12 protein-coding genes are annotated in these 13,073 nt (G+C 58.3%); 8 read left to right on the forward strand and 4 right to left on the reverse strand.

What is annotated here, in order from left to right; genetic code table 11:
* The first annotated feature begins 3 nt into the window (after positions 1-3).
* Genes ABK821_RS02075 through hycI form a run of 4 tightly spaced genes read left to right on the forward strand, consistent with a single transcriptional unit; the run spans position 4 to position 2,186 of the window.
* Positions 4-546, forward strand: a complete 543-nt coding sequence (locus ABK821_RS02075; RefSeq protein ID WP_308564403.1) for a formate hydrogenlyase complex iron-sulfur subunit — start codon at positions 4-6, stop codon at positions 544-546.
* A complete protein-coding gene (locus ABK821_RS02080; protein ID WP_343178959.1) occupies positions 546-1,313 on the forward strand; it encodes an NADH-quinone oxidoreductase subunit B family protein in 768 nt (255 codons plus the stop codon). The genes ABK821_RS02075 and ABK821_RS02080 overlap by 1 nt, the downstream gene beginning before the upstream one ends.
* Positions 1,310-1,720: a formate hydrogenlyase maturation HycH family protein gene (locus ABK821_RS02085; RefSeq protein WP_138359778.1), complete on the forward strand. Its 411-nt coding sequence runs from the start codon at positions 1,310-1,312 to the stop codon at positions 1,718-1,720. Before ABK821_RS02080 ends, ABK821_RS02085 begins: the two co-directional genes overlap by 4 nt.
* On the forward strand, positions 1,713-2,186 hold the full coding sequence (gene hycI / locus ABK821_RS02090) for a hydrogenase maturation peptidase HycI (RefSeq protein WP_343178957.1): 474 nt from the start codon (positions 1,713-1,715) through the stop codon (positions 2,184-2,186). Before ABK821_RS02085 ends, hycI begins: the two co-directional genes overlap by 8 nt.
* Before the next feature lie 102 nt (positions 2,187-2,288).
* Here hycI and ABK821_RS02095 read toward each other — a convergent pair whose 3' ends face one another.
* Both ABK821_RS02095 and ascF read right to left on the reverse strand, forming a co-directional pair.
* Positions 2,289-3,713 carry a 6-phospho-beta-glucosidase gene (locus ABK821_RS02095; RefSeq protein ID WP_343178956.1) on the reverse strand — a complete coding sequence of 475 codons (1,425 nt, stop codon included), beginning with the start codon at positions 3,711-3,713 and terminating at the stop codon, positions 2,289-2,291.
* Positions 3,714-3,739: 26 nt separating this feature from the next.
* Positions 3,740-5,182 carry a PTS cellobiose/arbutin/salicin transporter subunit IIBC gene (gene ascF, locus ABK821_RS02100; RefSeq protein WP_138359775.1) on the reverse strand — a complete coding sequence of 481 codons (1,443 nt, stop codon included), beginning with the start codon at positions 5,180-5,182 and terminating at the stop codon, positions 3,740-3,742.
* 254 nt (positions 5,183-5,436) lie between these two features.
* Here ascF and ABK821_RS02105 point away from each other — a divergent pair, with 254 nt between their 5' ends.
* From ABK821_RS02105 to ABK821_RS02120, 4 genes are all read left to right on the forward strand, one after another.
* Positions 5,437-6,450, forward strand: a complete 1,014-nt coding sequence (locus tag ABK821_RS02105; RefSeq protein ID WP_138359774.1) for a LacI family DNA-binding transcriptional regulator — start codon at positions 5,437-5,439, stop codon at positions 6,448-6,450.
* 134 nt (positions 6,451-6,584) lie between these two features.
* Positions 6,585-7,112 carry an electron transport protein HydN gene (gene hydN, locus ABK821_RS02110; RefSeq protein WP_138359773.1) on the forward strand — a complete coding sequence of 176 codons (528 nt, stop codon included), beginning with the start codon at positions 6,585-6,587 and terminating at the stop codon, positions 7,110-7,112.
* A gap of 12 nt (positions 7,113-7,124) precedes the next feature.
* Positions 7,125-9,344, forward strand: a complete 2,220-nt coding sequence (gene hypF, locus ABK821_RS02115; protein ID WP_343178966.1) for a carbamoyltransferase HypF — start codon at positions 7,125-7,127, stop codon at positions 9,342-9,344.
* A gap of 11 nt (positions 9,345-9,355) precedes the next feature.
* On the forward strand, positions 9,356-10,369 hold the full coding sequence (locus ABK821_RS02120; protein WP_343178955.1) for a HoxN/HupN/NixA family nickel/cobalt transporter: 1,014 nt from the start codon (positions 9,356-9,358) through the stop codon (positions 10,367-10,369).
* A 70-nt stretch (positions 10,370-10,439) separates the two neighbouring features.
* On the opposite strand, the gene norW is transcribed toward ABK821_RS02120, so the two are convergent.
* Together norW and norV are read right to left on the reverse strand one after the other, a co-directional pair.
* Positions 10,440-11,573, reverse strand: a complete 1,134-nt coding sequence (norW, locus tag ABK821_RS02125) for an NADH:flavorubredoxin reductase NorW (protein ID WP_343178954.1) — start codon at positions 11,571-11,573, stop codon at positions 10,440-10,442.
* Positions 11,570-13,000, reverse strand: coding sequence for an anaerobic nitric oxide reductase flavorubredoxin (norV, locus tag ABK821_RS02130; RefSeq protein ID WP_138359770.1), 1,431 nt, complete (start codon positions 12,998-13,000; stop codon positions 11,570-11,572). The genes norW and norV overlap by 4 nt, the downstream gene beginning before the upstream one ends.
* Positions 13,001-13,073 lie beyond the last annotated feature (73 nt).

Here is a 13,073-nt window from a genome sequence, read left to right on the forward strand (position 1 = left end):
GCCATGTTTACCTTTATCAAAAAAGTCATCAAAACCGGGGCACCGACATCGTCGTATCCGCTGGAGCCGATTGCGGTCGATAAAAACTTCCGCGGCAAGCCAGATCATAACCCGCAGCAGTGCATTGGCTGCGCCGCCTGCGTCAATGCCTGTCCGTCGAATGCGCTGACGGTTGAAACCGACCTCGCTACCGGCGAACTGGCATGGCAGTTCAACCTCGGGCGCTGCATCTTTTGCGCCCGCTGCGAGGAAGTGTGCCCGACGGCGGCAATTACGCTCTCGCAGGAGTATGAGCTGGCGGTGTGGAAAAAAGAGGATTTCCTTCAGCAGTCGCGTTTCGACATTTGCCGCTGTCGGGTATGCGAACGGCCGTTCGCCGTGCAAAAAGAGATCGACTACACCATCGCGTTACTGAAGCACAACGGGGACACCCGCGCTGAGCGCCATCGCGAAAGCTTTGAAACCTGCCCGGAGTGTAAGCGCCAGAAATGCCTGCTGCCGTCCGATCGTATTGAACTGACCCGCCATATGAGAGAGGCCTGCTGATGAGCAACTTATTAGGCCCGCGCGATGAAAATGGCATTCCGCTACCGATGACGGTGGATGAGTCCATCGCCAGCATGAAAGCATCGCTGCTGAAGAAAATTAAGCGTTCCGCCTACGTCTACCGCGTGGACTGCGGCGGCTGCAACGGTTGTGAAATCGAAATTTTCGCTACTCTGTCGCCGCTGTTTGATGCCGAACGTTTTGGCATCAAAGTGGTGCCGTCGCCGCGACATGCGGATATTTTGCTGTTTACCGGGGCGGTGACGCGCGCGATGCGTTCGCCGGCGCTGCGCGCCTGGCAGTCCGCGCCGGACCCGAAAATCTGCATTTCGTACGGTGCCTGCGGTAACAGCGGCGGTATCTTCCACGATCTTTATTGCGTCTGGGGCGGTACCGACAAAATTGTGCCGGTGGATGTGTATATTCCCGGCTGCCCGCCGACGCCCGCCGCAACGCTGTACGGCTTCGCGATGGCGCTGGGTCTGCTGGAGCAGAAGATCCACGCCCGTCTGCCGGGCGAGCTGGACGAACAGCCAACCGGGCTTCTCCACCCGGGGATGGTGCAGCCGCTGCGCGTGCGTGTCGACCGCGAAGCGCGTCGTCTGGCAGGGTATCGCTACGGTCGGCAGATTGCCGATGACTATATGCGCCTGCTGGGGCTGGGCGATCATCAGGTGGCGCGCTGGCTGGAAGCGGAAAGCGATCCGCGTCTGACGGAAATCGTCACTCATCTTAATCAGGTGGTTGAGGGAGCGCGTATCCGATGAGCGAGACGGTGGTGTTCAGTCAGTTGAGCCGTAAATTTATTGATGAAAACGACGCCACGCCTGACCAGGCGCAGCAGGTGGTTTATTATAGCCTGGCGATTGGCCACCACCTCGGCGTTATCGACTGTCTGGAGGCGGCGCTAAGCTGTCCGTGGGAGGCGTATCTGGCGTGGATTGCCACTCTGGAAGAGGGCAGCGTCGCGCATCGTAAAATGGCCGGTGTGCCGAAGTATGGCGAGATCGTCATCGACAGTAATCATGTGTCGATGCTTGCCCATGCCTTCGATAAAGCGCTGGTCAGGCAGACCCCTGAGCAGCAGGCGTGGAGCAAAACGATGCTCAGTATGCTGCATGATATTCACGAGGAGAGCGCGATTTACCTGATGGTGAGGAGACTCCATGACTGATGTTTTACTCTGTGTCGGCAATAGCATGATGGGCGATGACGGCGCGGGCCCGCTGCTGGCGGAAATGTGCGCCGCGCAGCCTAAAGGCAACTGGGTTGTTGTTGACGGCGGTAGCGCCCCGGAAAACGATATCGTCGCCATTCGCGAATTGCGCCCGGATCGCCTGTTGATCGTCGATGCTACCGATATGGGGCTGAATCCCGGCGAGATCCGTATCGTTGACCCGGACGATATCGCCGAGATGTTTCTGATGACCACCCACAATATGCCGCTGAACTACCTTATCGATCAGTTGAAAGAGGATATCGGCGAGGTGATTTTCTTAGGCATTCAGCCAGATATCGTCGGTTTTTATTATCCGATGACGCAAGCGATTAAAGACGCGGTTGAGATGGTTTATCAGCGTCTTGACGGGTGGCAGGGGAATGGTGGATTTGCGCAGTTGGTTGCTGAGGACGAGGAGTAGGCGTCGTTTGTGATGCCGGATGGCGCTAACGCTTATCCGGCCTGCATACGGCGCGTTTCTTGTAGGCCGGATAAAGCAACGCCGCCATCCGGCACACTATGTTTACGCCAGATCTTCCCCGTTACTCGCAATCACTTTCTTGTACCACCAGAATGACTTCTTGCGCGTACGCGCCAGAGTACCCTGACCCGCATCGTCGCGGTCAACGTACACGAAGCCGTAACGCTTGCTCATCTCGCCGGTAGAGGCGGAAACCAGGTCGATACAGCCCCAACTGGTGTAGCCTATCACCGGAATGCCGTCTTCAATAGCATCGCCCATCGCTTTAATATGCTCGCGCAAATAACTAATGCGATAGTCATCGTTAATCTCACCGTTGGCGTCAATCTCATCGCGCGCGCCGAGACCGTTCTCCACAAGAAACAGTGGCTTCTGATAGCGGTCATACATCATATTCATGGTAATGCGCAGACCGAGCGGGTCGATACCCCAGCCCCATTCGCTGGCCTGAATATACGGGTTCTTCAGCGACTTGACGATATTGGCGGCGTTGGTGTTACTGGCGTTCATCTCCGCCGAAGCGCAGCGGGAAGCGTAATAGCTGAAGGAGACGAAATCGACGGTATTGTGCAGAATCTCATCATCGCCCGCTTCTTTGACGAGGGTTACCCCTTTCTCGCGGAATACCCGCGCCGCCCACACCGGGTACGCGCCGCGCGCCTGGACATCGATAAAGAGCAAATTCTCGCGATCTTTCTCCAGCGCCATCCATACGTCTTCCGGCTTACAGGAGTATGGATAGAAATTGCCGCCCGCCAGCATACAGCCGACCTGATTTTGCGGGTTCACCTCGTGGGCGATTTTGGTGGCTAAGGCGCTGGCCACCAGTTCATGGTGTGCGGCCTGATATTTCACCTGATCCTGATTCTCACCCTCTGCAAACACCAGACCGGCCCCGGAGAACGGACTATGCAGCATGATGTTGATTTCATTGAAGGTAAGCCAGTATTTGACTAAACCGTCAAAGGCTTCAAAACAGGTGCGGGCGTAGCGGGTGAAAAACGCCACCATTTTACGATCGCGCCAGGAACCGTATTCAGTCACCAGATGCATCGGCACGTCGAAGTGGCACAGCGTCACCAGCGGCTCAATATTGTACTTTTTGCACTCTTCGAACAGCGAGCGATAAAAGGCGATCCCTTCCTGATTTGGCTCCAGCTCATCGCCCTGCGGAAACAGACGGCTCCAGGCGATGGAGGTGCGGAAGACGCTGAAACCCATCTCCGCCAGCAGGGCGATATCCTCTTTATAACGATGATAAAAATCGATGGCCTCGTGGCTCGGGTAGAACTCATCGTCGCGCAGTTCGAATCGCTTCTCCAGCCCCAGCTTAATCGGCAGGCGGTGAGCGCCGTGGGGAATGGTATCGACGGTGGTCAGTCCCTTACCGCCCTCCAGATATGCTCCTTCAGACTGGTTGGCGGCCAGTGCGCCGCCCCATAAAAATCCCTGTGGAAAAGTCGCCATGCGTTACCTCGTTAATAAAATTGTGTTCAGGCGTGTGATGCCAGGGGGCTGGCCTGGCGCTGTCTGGCATCGGCAGCGGCCTCTTCAGGCGGAATATCTTCGAAACCGAGTATCAGCGTCAGAATGAAAGACAGTACGATAGCCAGCGCCATAACGCCAAAGACCCAGACGATGGTCATCGGATTGGCCGGATCGAAGAACTGAACGCTGGTAAACAGGCCCGGCGCCGCCATTGAGTGGCTGGCGAGCCCGGCAATTCCGGCTACTGCGCCGCAGACAAAGCCGCTGATCAGGCTGGCGATCAGCGGGCGCTTGAGACGCACCGCCACACCGTACAGCGCCGGTTCGGAAATCCCTGCCAGAATCGCGGAGGCCGCCGCCGCCAGCGCCGTCTGCCGTAGTTCCGGGTTTTTGGTTTTCCACGCCACCGCCAGCGATGAGCCGCCCAGCGACAGGTTTGCGCCGATTTCCGACGGCATCACCATACCTTCTTTACCGGTTTCGGCAATGGTTTGAATGATCGTCGGCGTAAAGACGCGGTGCATCCCGGTCATCACCAGCAGCGGCCACAACGCGCCCATAATGGCTACCGACAGCCAGCCCAGATAACTATGAATTGTATAAACCAGCGCGGAGATGGCGCTACCGATCCAGATCCCAAGCGGGCCAATCAGCAGAATCGCCAACGGGGCGGCAATCAGCACGATGAGCATCGGTTTAAGGAAGTTTTTGGTTACTGCCGGGGTAATACGGTCGACCCAGCGTTCGATGTAAGAGAGACACCAGGTCATTACCAGTGCCGGGATCACGGTGTAGGTATATTTCACCGCCGTCACCGGAATAAAGGCAAACTCAACGTGCTCGCCCTGGGCGGCTTTCGCCATCAGATCGATAAAGCTCGGGTGCACCAGTACCCCGGCGATGGCAATCGCCAGCGACATATTGGTTTTGAATTTTACCGCCGCGGAAGCCGCCACCATCAGCGGCAGGAAGAAGAATGCGCCGTCGCCAATCACCGTCAGAATGGTCAGGGTTGGCGCGCCTTTTGGCAACACGCCGGTCATTTCGAGGATCATTGCCAGCAGTTTGACCATCGATCCGCCGATAATGGCCGGGATCAGCGGTGACATGGTACCGATCAGCGCGTCGAGGATCCCGGCGCCGATGCGTTTTAACGTGACGGGCGGTTTACCCTGTGGTTCAGCAGGGCGCAGATCCCCCGGCAGCAAGGCCACCACTTCACGGTACGCCTGGGAGACGGTATTGCCGATGATCACCTGGCACTGGTTATCGCTGCGCACCACGCCGAGTACGCCTTTCAGTCCCTTCAGGGTGGCGCTATCGACCTGTTGGTTGTCTTTGACCACGAAGCGCAGGCGCGTCATACAGTGAGTGACGGCGGTGACGTTATCCACGCCGCCAATCGCCACGATAATTTGCTGCGCCAGGGCGGCATAATTTTTAGACATCGGATTTTATCCTGTTTATCAATGGGGTACTGGCCTGTCGCCGCGCGGTAGAACAGCGCGGCACCATGCATATATAGGAAACCGGTTCCACAAAATCATGATTAGTTTCATTTTCATCAGCAAGAGTTAAAAAAAGAAAATATTAATTTTGTGATTTTGATCGCTTTGTAAGCGCAGGCGGGATGGGGGCAAATGCTGAAAAAACACCGCAGGTGCAGTACACTGCGGGCAACATTGGCAACAGGAATAACCACATGGCAACGATGCTGGAGGTAGCGAAGCGCGCGGGGGTATCGAAGGCCACCGTTTCGCGGGTTCTCTCAGGGAATGGCTATGTCAGCCAGGAGACCAAAGATCGCGTATTCCAGGCGGTGGCTGAAAGCGGCTATCGGCCTAATCTGCTGGCGCGCAATCTGGCGACCAAAAAGACCCAGACCCTCGGGCTGGTGGTGACCAACACCCTCTATCACGGCGTCTATTTTAGCGAGCTGCTCTATCATGTGGCGCGGATGACCGAAGATAAAGGGCGGCAGTTAATCCTCGCCGACGGCAAGCACAGCGCGGAGGAGGAGCGGGAAGCGATCCAGTATCTGCTCGATCTGCGCTGTGACGCGATTATTATCTATCCGCGCTTTCTCAGCGTTGATGAGATGGATGAGATCATTGAGGATCATAATCAGCCTATTATGGTATTGAACCGCCGTCTGCGCCGTAACGCCAGCCACTGCGTCTGGTCCGATCAAAAAGCCTCGGCGCAGATGGCGGTAGAAAAGCTGATTGCGCTTGGGCATCGCGATATCGCTTTTATTACCGGTTCGCTGGATTCACCGACCGGGGTCGAGCGCCTCTCCGGCTATAAGGACGCGCTGGCCCGTCACGGTATTGCCCTGAATAGTGATTTGATCGTCGAAGGGCGCTGGACGCCGGAAACCGGCGCGGCAGGGGTGGAGACGCTGCGCCAGCGCAATGCCAGCTACAGCGCGCTGGTGGCGAGTAATGACGATATGGCGATTGGCGCGATGAAGCAGCTGCATCAGCTTGGCGTTAAGGTGCCGGAGCAGGTGTCGGTGGTGGGGTTTGACGATATTGTGCTGGCCCCGTTTATGGTGCCCGCGCTCTCCAGCGTTAAAGTGCCGGTAACGGAGATGATTAAAGAGAGTATTAACCGCCTGATATTTATGCTCGATGGCGGGGATCTGAAATATCAGCAAACCTTCCCCGGGGCGCTAATGGAACGCGGCTCCATTATTCCCGGACCGTTTGCCTGACGTCGTCATCTGTCATCGTCACAACTGACGATGACAGTCTTTTATCGGTTTATTTCCTTTATTATCAATAAGGTAAAAACTGGAATATATTATGCATACTTTGGCGGGTAACCTTCTTACCGCTGGAGAAATGGATGAACCGTTTCATTATCGCCGACGCGAGCAAGTGCATCGGCTGCCGCACCTGTGAAGTGGCCTGCGTGGTTTCTCATCAGGAAAATCAGGATTGCGCCGCGCTGACGCCAAAAAACTTTTTACCGCGTATTCATGTGATTAAAGGCGTCAATGTCTCGACGGCTACCGCCTGTCGTCAGTGCGAAGACGCCCCGTGCGCCAACGCCTGTCCGAACGGGGCGATTGGCCGCGACAAAGATTTTGTCCACGTCATGCAGGAGCGCTGTATCGGCTGTAAGACCTGCGTGGTGGCCTGCCCGTATGGCGCGATGGAGGTGGTGGTGCGTCCGGTTATCCGCCACAGCGGAGCAGGGTTGAACATAGTGGCGGATAAAGCCGAAGCCAACAAGTGCGACCTCTGCTACCATCGCGAGGCGGGACCGGCCTGTATGGATGCCTGCCCGACTCACGCGCTGATGTGCGTCGATCGCGGCAAACTCGAACAGATGAATAACGAAAAGCGCCATCGTACGGCGCTGAGCTGGTAACCCGACCGCATGCTGAACGGGGTGCAAATCCGCATTCGCGGCAAAGTGCAGGGGGTGGGATTTCGCCCCTTTGTCTGGCAACTGGCGCAGCAACTGGGTCTGCGCGGCGACGTGTGCAATGACGGCGATGGCGTGCTGGTGCGCCTTGCCAGTGATGACGCGCTGTTTCTCGCCGCGTTAACCCGACGCTGTCCGCCGCTGGCGCGTATTGACAGCACCGAAACCCGGCCGTTTGTCTGGGCTGCCGCACCGTCAGACTTTTCCATCCGCCAAAGCGGAGCCGGGAGCATGCGCACCCAGATCGTGCCCGATGCCGCCACCTGCCCGGCGTGTCTTGCGGAGATGAACGATCCGCAGGATCGCCGCTACCGCTACCCGTTTATTAACTGCACCCACTGCGGGCCGCGTTTTACCATTATTCGCGCCATGCCCTACGACCGACCGTTAACCTCGATGTCGCCGTTCCCTCTTTGTCCCGTCTGCGCGGCGGAATATGGCGATCCTGCCGATCGCCGCTTTCATGCTCAGCCTGTGGCCTGCGCTGAATGCGGGCCGCGGCTGGAGTGGCGCGGCGCGGAGGGCGCTCTGTTCGGAGAGAGCGCTTTAGACGCGGCGATTGCTCGCCTGATGGCGGGAGAGATTGTGGCGGTGAAGGGGCTGGGCGGTTTCCACCTGGTGTGCGATGCCGGAAACCGCCATGCGGTGGCGACGCTGCGGGCACGTAAACGTCGTCCGGCCAAACCGCTGGCGGTGATGCTGGCGACGACGGCGGGACTCTCTGACCAGGCGGTGAAGCTGTTGACTTCTCCCGCCGCGCCGATTGTGCTGCTGGACAAAGCGCAGGTTGATGGCCTGTGCGATCTCATTGCGCCAGGGCTTATTGACGTCGGGGGAATGCTGCCCTCGAATCCGCTGCAGCATTTGCTTGCGCAGGCGCTGGCGCGCCCTCTGGTGATGACTTCCGGCAACCTCAGCGGCCGCCCGCCAGCGCTAAGCAATGACCAGGCGCTGGCGGATTTAGCCGGGATTGCCGACGGGTTTCTGCTGCATAACCGTGAGATTGTGCAGCGGATGGATGATTCCGTGGCGCGGCAAAGCGGCGAAATGCTGCGCCGCGCCCGCGGCTACGTGCCGGACGCGCTGACGCTGCCGCCGGGGTTCCACGATGCGCCGCCGCTGTTGGCCCTCGGCGCGGATATGAAAAATACTTTCTGCCTGCTGCGCGGAAACGAAGCGGTGCTCAGTCAGCACTTCGGCGATCTTGACGATGAGGGCGTGGAGGCGCAGTGGCGGCGAGCGTTGCACCTGATGCAGGCGATTTACGCTTTTACGCCGCAGCAGGTGGCGGCTGATACCCATCCCGGCTATCGCGTCTCGCAGTGGGCGGCATCGCTGGCGCTGCCGGTGGAGCACGTTTTACATCATCATGCCCATGCGGCCGCGTGTCTCGCCGAGCATCGCTGGCCGCTGGATGGCGGCGACGTTATCGCCCTGACGCTGGATGGCATCGGCATGGGGGAAAACGGGGAGCTATGGGGCGGCGAGTGCCTGCGGGTCAACTACCGGGAGTGCCAGCGTCTCGGCGGATTGCCCGCGGTGGCGTTGCCCGGCGGCGATCTTGCCGCCCGTCAGCCGTGGCGCAATCTGCTCGCCCACTGTCTGGCGTTTGTGCCTGAGTGGCAGAACTATGCCGAAACCGCGGCGCTGCGCCAGCAAAACTGGCCGCTGCTGGCGCGGGCTATCGAGCGCGGCATTAATGCGCCGAAAGCGTCGTCGTGCGGGCGTCTGTTTGATGCCGTCGCTTGTGCCCTGGGCTGCGCGCCGCCAGGCCTGAGTTATGAGGGCGAGGCGGCCTGTCGGCTGGAAGCGCTGGCGGCGACCTGCAAAGGTATTGACCACCCGGTGACATTGCCGTGGCGCGACGGCGCGCTGGATTTATCCACTTTCTGGCGACAGTGGCTGGCCTGGCAGGCCACTCCGGCGCAGAAGGCGTGGGCATTTCATGACGCCCTGGCCCGCGGGCTGGCGGCAATGGCCCGTGATTGCGCGCGCGCGCAGAAGATCTCCACCCTGGCCTTTGGCGGCGGCGTGCTGCATAACCGATTGTTGGTGGCGCGATTGACCTTTTATCTGGCCGATTTTACTCTGCTCTTTCCGCAGCAGTTTCCTGCTGGCGATGGCGCGATTGCTCTCGGCCAGGCGGTTATCGCCGCAGCCCGCCTGCAGTCTTAAAGGATAGCAACATGATAGTGACGATTTTGCGTCAGCAGCCGCGCGCGACGGCGCTGGTGATGGTGTTAATTGTGGCCAATTTGCTGGCCTGGATCTGGGCGTTTGCGGCATTTGGCGATAGCGGCGCGCTGATGGCCGCCAGCCTGCTGGCCTGGGGATACGGTCTGCGTCATGCGGTGGATGCCGATCATATCGCGGCGATCGATAATGTTACGCGCAAAATGATGCAGCAGGGGCGACGGCCTTTCGCCGTTGGCGCATGGTTTTCGCTGGGGCACTCGTCGATTGTGGTGCTGGCTTCGGCGGCGATTGCCGCTACGGCTACCGCATTCGGCCAGCAGATGAGCTGGTTTCACGATACCGGCAGCGTGATCGGTACCGCCGTGTCGGCGCTGTTTTTGTTGGTGATGGCGTTTATCAACCTGGTTATTCTGCGCAGCGTCTGGCGCAGCTTTCAGGCGTGGAAGCAGGGCGAAAAGGTCAGCGATGAGGTGGCGGCCAGCGGCGGCATGATGAGCTGGCTGTTTGCCAAAACCTTTCGCCTGATCAGCCGCAGCTGGCAGATGTATCTGGTGGGATTTCTGTTTGGTCTCGGCTTTGATACGGCGACGGAGATCGGCGTGCTGGGGATTTCCGCCGCCAGCGCGTCGAGCGGGATGTCGATCTGGTCGATTATGGTTTTTCCGGCGCTGTTCGCCAGCGGGATGGCGCTGGTGGATACGCTCGATAACGTGCTGATGGTCGGCGCCTACGGCTGGGCGTTCAGCAAACCCCAGCGCAAGCTCTATTACAATATGACCATTACCGGTACTTCAGTGGTGGTGGCGCTGTTTATCGGCGGCCTGGAGGCGCTGGGGCTGTTGATGGATAAGTTTTCCCTGAGCGGCGGAGTATGGCGCTGGATTGGCGCATTAAATGATCATCTTGGCGATGCGGGGTTTGCCGTGGTGGGGCTATTTGTGGTCTGCTGGGTGCTGTCGGTGCTTAACTATCGCTGGCGCGGTTACGACAAGCTGGCCAGGTAGATTGGGGATAGTCTCCCGGAAGCGGTAAGGGAAATTGGCCGCCTCCGGGAATAACGTCCGTTCGGGCCGTTTAGCTGGCCAGCTGTTTGAGCAGGCTAAAGGCGTCTTTCATGCGGTCCTCGCTGACCACAAAAGCACGCAACTGGTTTTCGGCATCCACGCCTTTCGCCACCATACTGTTTTTATCGGCAACGATATTCCACGTCAGATCCTCGCGCAGCGTATCGCCCGCCAGGTGCAGCGGTAAATCCGGCGTTTTGACTTTCACCAGCATCGGCGGCAGTTTTAGTTCGCTCTGCCAGGACAGCAGATTTTTGCTCAGGCAGATGGCGCTCAGCAGAGTCGGCTGCAGGAACGGCAGGATCATCCCGTTGATTTCCGCGCAGTCGCCGAGGGCGTATATCGCCGGATGGCTGGTTTGCAACTGGCTGTTTACCACTACGCCGCGATTAATCTTCAGGCCCGCATGCCGCGCCAGCGCTGTTTCCGGGCGCAAACCGGCAGCAGCGACCACCGCATCAACGACCACCGTGCGTTCACGGTCCACAGTGACGCGAATACCATCAGTGCGCTGCTCCAGGCTTTTAAGTTGCGATTTCAGCATCAGATGTACGCCCCTATCGGTCAGATGATGCTGTAAACGACTACTCACCTCCGGCGGCGTCAGCGCCGACAGCACGCTGGCGGCGTTATCCACTACTGTCACCGCTTTCCCGGCGCGGCAGAAATCCATCGCCAGCTCGCAGCCAATCAGGCCGCCGCCGACAATCAGCACCCGCCTGGCGTCGCGTAGCTGGCTCTGCGCCGCGCCGTATTCCTGCTGGCTGTTCAGGGTCAGCATCAGCTCGCGTCCTGGCACCGGCGGAATAAACGGCATCGCGCCGGTGGCCAGCACCAGCTTGTCATAGGGCCACTCGCGCGCCCGGCTCTTCACCACCTGATTATCGGCGTCGATCTCGCTTATCCGGGTGTGCGGAAACAGGCGCAAACAATATTGCTCAGCGAACTCTCCCGCCGTTTGCAGGGTCAGATCGTCGGCGTTCTGTTTGCGACTGACCACATGGCTGAGATCCGGTTTGTTGTACTCATCCATACTGTCGGCGGCTATTAACGTCAGCGGGATTTGCAGGTCCTGTTTGCGGATATTTTTCACCAGCTGACGGGCCGCGAAGCCCGAACCGATGATAACGATGCCAGCACTCATTTTGCCTCCGATGCCAGAACATCAAACACATCTTTACCCAGAGAACACTCAGGGCACAGGAAGTTATCCGGGACTTCGCTCCACGGCGTGCCGGGCTGGACATCCTGGTTCGGTTCACCTTTCGCTGGATCGTAAATCCACTGGCAAACGCCGCACTGCATTTTCGGACCGCAATCAACGGTGGCTGCCGCTGCGCAAGCCGTGGCGTTCTCCTGGTTATGCGGCAGCGGGGAGAGGGCCCACTGACGGGCGATTTCGCGACCGTGTTCGCGGCACAGCGCCAGGGCGTCGCGATCCGGACGCCATTTGGCCTTCAGGCTCAGGGACATTTCAAATCCCGCGTCCTGCAAACGCGTGGACAGACGGTCAACCGCGCCGCCGCTCCAGCCGTGGGAACCAAAGGCGCTGGCGTGTTTGTTACGAAAACGCAGGCCGGTCATCTCTTCCACCAGACCGGCAATTTTCGGCATCATTACGTTGTTCATGGTTGAGGTACCGACCAGCACGCCTTTTGAGCGGAACACGTTGGTCAAAATGTCGTTTTTATCGCTGCGGGCGACGTTAAAGATTTTCACCGCCACGTTCGGGTCAACTTCATTGATGCCCTGGGCAATCGCGTCGGCCATCATGCGGGTGTTGTTGGACATGGTGTCATAGAAAAGGGTGATCCGGTCTTCCTGATAGTCCGCCGCCCATTTCAGGTACAGCTCAACGATCTGCGTTGGGTTATCGCGCCATACCACGCCGTGGGAGGTGGCTATCATCTCTACCGGCAGGTTGAAGCTGAGGATCTCGGTGATTTTAGGCGTGACCAGACGGCTGAACGGGGTCAGGATGTTGGCGTAGTAGCGCTGGCACTGTTCGAACAGTTCGTTCTGGTCCACTTCGTCGTTGAACAGACGTTCATCGCAGTAGTGCTGGCCAAAGGCGTCGTTGCTGAACAGCACGGCATCGCCAGTCATGTAGGTCATCATGCTGTCCGGCCAGTGCAGCATCGGTGTTTCCACGAAGATCAATTGCTTGCCGTTGCCGATATCCAGGCTGTCGCCGGTTTTCACCACATTAAAGTTCCACTCCGGATGATGGTGATGGCCGTTGATGGAGTCGATGGCATTGGCGGTACAGTAAATCGGGGTGTCCGGGATCTGCGCCATCAGTTCGGTCAGCGCGCCGGCATGGTCTTCTTCGGCATGGTTAATAATGATGTAATCGATATCGGCGAGGTCAATTTCGCCGCGCAGATTCTGCACGAACTCGCGACTGAATCTATGGTCGACGGTATCGATCAGCACATTTTGTTCTTCCCGGATGAGATAGCTGTTATAGCTGCTGCCACGCAGCGTTTTGTATTCGGTTCCGTGAAAATCACGGACTTCCCAGTCACGTTGGCCCACCCAATGAATGTTATTCTTAACCAGAATTGACATAGCAACCTCAATAAATTCAGCATGGTTTAAAAACAGATATGTTGCTTATATCAAGGTGCGTGCCAATTTTTAA

The organism is Klebsiella sp. KE9456, assembly GCF_043832615.1.
GTDB lineage: Bacteria > Pseudomonadota > Gammaproteobacteria > Enterobacterales > Enterobacteriaceae > Klebsiella > Klebsiella indica.

What these genes read in the sequence shown, in the direction of transcription:
- norW (WP_343178954.1), bottom strand. Translation starts at nt 11,573, where the DNA reads ATGAGTGCTGGCATCGTTATCATCGGTTCGGGCTTCGCGGCCCGTCAG.
- ABK821_RS02080 (WP_343178959.1), top strand. Translation starts at nt 546, where the DNA reads ATGAGCAACTTATTAGGCCCGCGCGATGAAAATGGCATTCCGCTACCG.
- ABK821_RS02120 (WP_343178955.1), top strand. Translation starts at nt 9,356, where the DNA reads ATGATAGTGACGATTTTGCGTCAGCAGCCGCGCGCGACGGCGCTGGTG.
- hycI (WP_343178957.1), top strand. Translation starts at nt 1,713, where the DNA reads ATGACTGATGTTTTACTCTGTGTCGGCAATAGCATGATGGGCGATGAC.
- ABK821_RS02105 (WP_138359774.1), top strand. Translation starts at nt 5,437, where the DNA reads ATGGCAACGATGCTGGAGGTAGCGAAGCGCGCGGGGGTATCGAAGGCC.
- ABK821_RS02075 (WP_308564403.1), top strand. Translation starts at nt 4, where the DNA reads ATGTTTACCTTTATCAAAAAAGTCATCAAAACCGGGGCACCGACATCG.
- ascF (WP_138359775.1), bottom strand. Translation starts at nt 5,182, where the DNA reads ATGTCTAAAAATTATGCCGCCCTGGCGCAGCAAATTATCGTGGCGATT.
- ABK821_RS02095 (WP_343178956.1), bottom strand. Translation starts at nt 3,713, where the DNA reads ATGGCGACTTTTCCACAGGGATTTTTATGGGGCGGCGCACTGGCCGCC.
- hydN (WP_138359773.1), top strand. Translation starts at nt 6,585, where the DNA reads ATGAACCGTTTCATTATCGCCGACGCGAGCAAGTGCATCGGCTGCCGC.
- ABK821_RS02085 (WP_138359778.1), top strand. Translation starts at nt 1,310, where the DNA reads ATGAGCGAGACGGTGGTGTTCAGTCAGTTGAGCCGTAAATTTATTGAT.
- norV (WP_138359770.1), bottom strand. Translation starts at nt 13,000, where the DNA reads ATGTCAATTCTGGTTAAGAATAACATTCATTGGGTGGGCCAACGTGAC.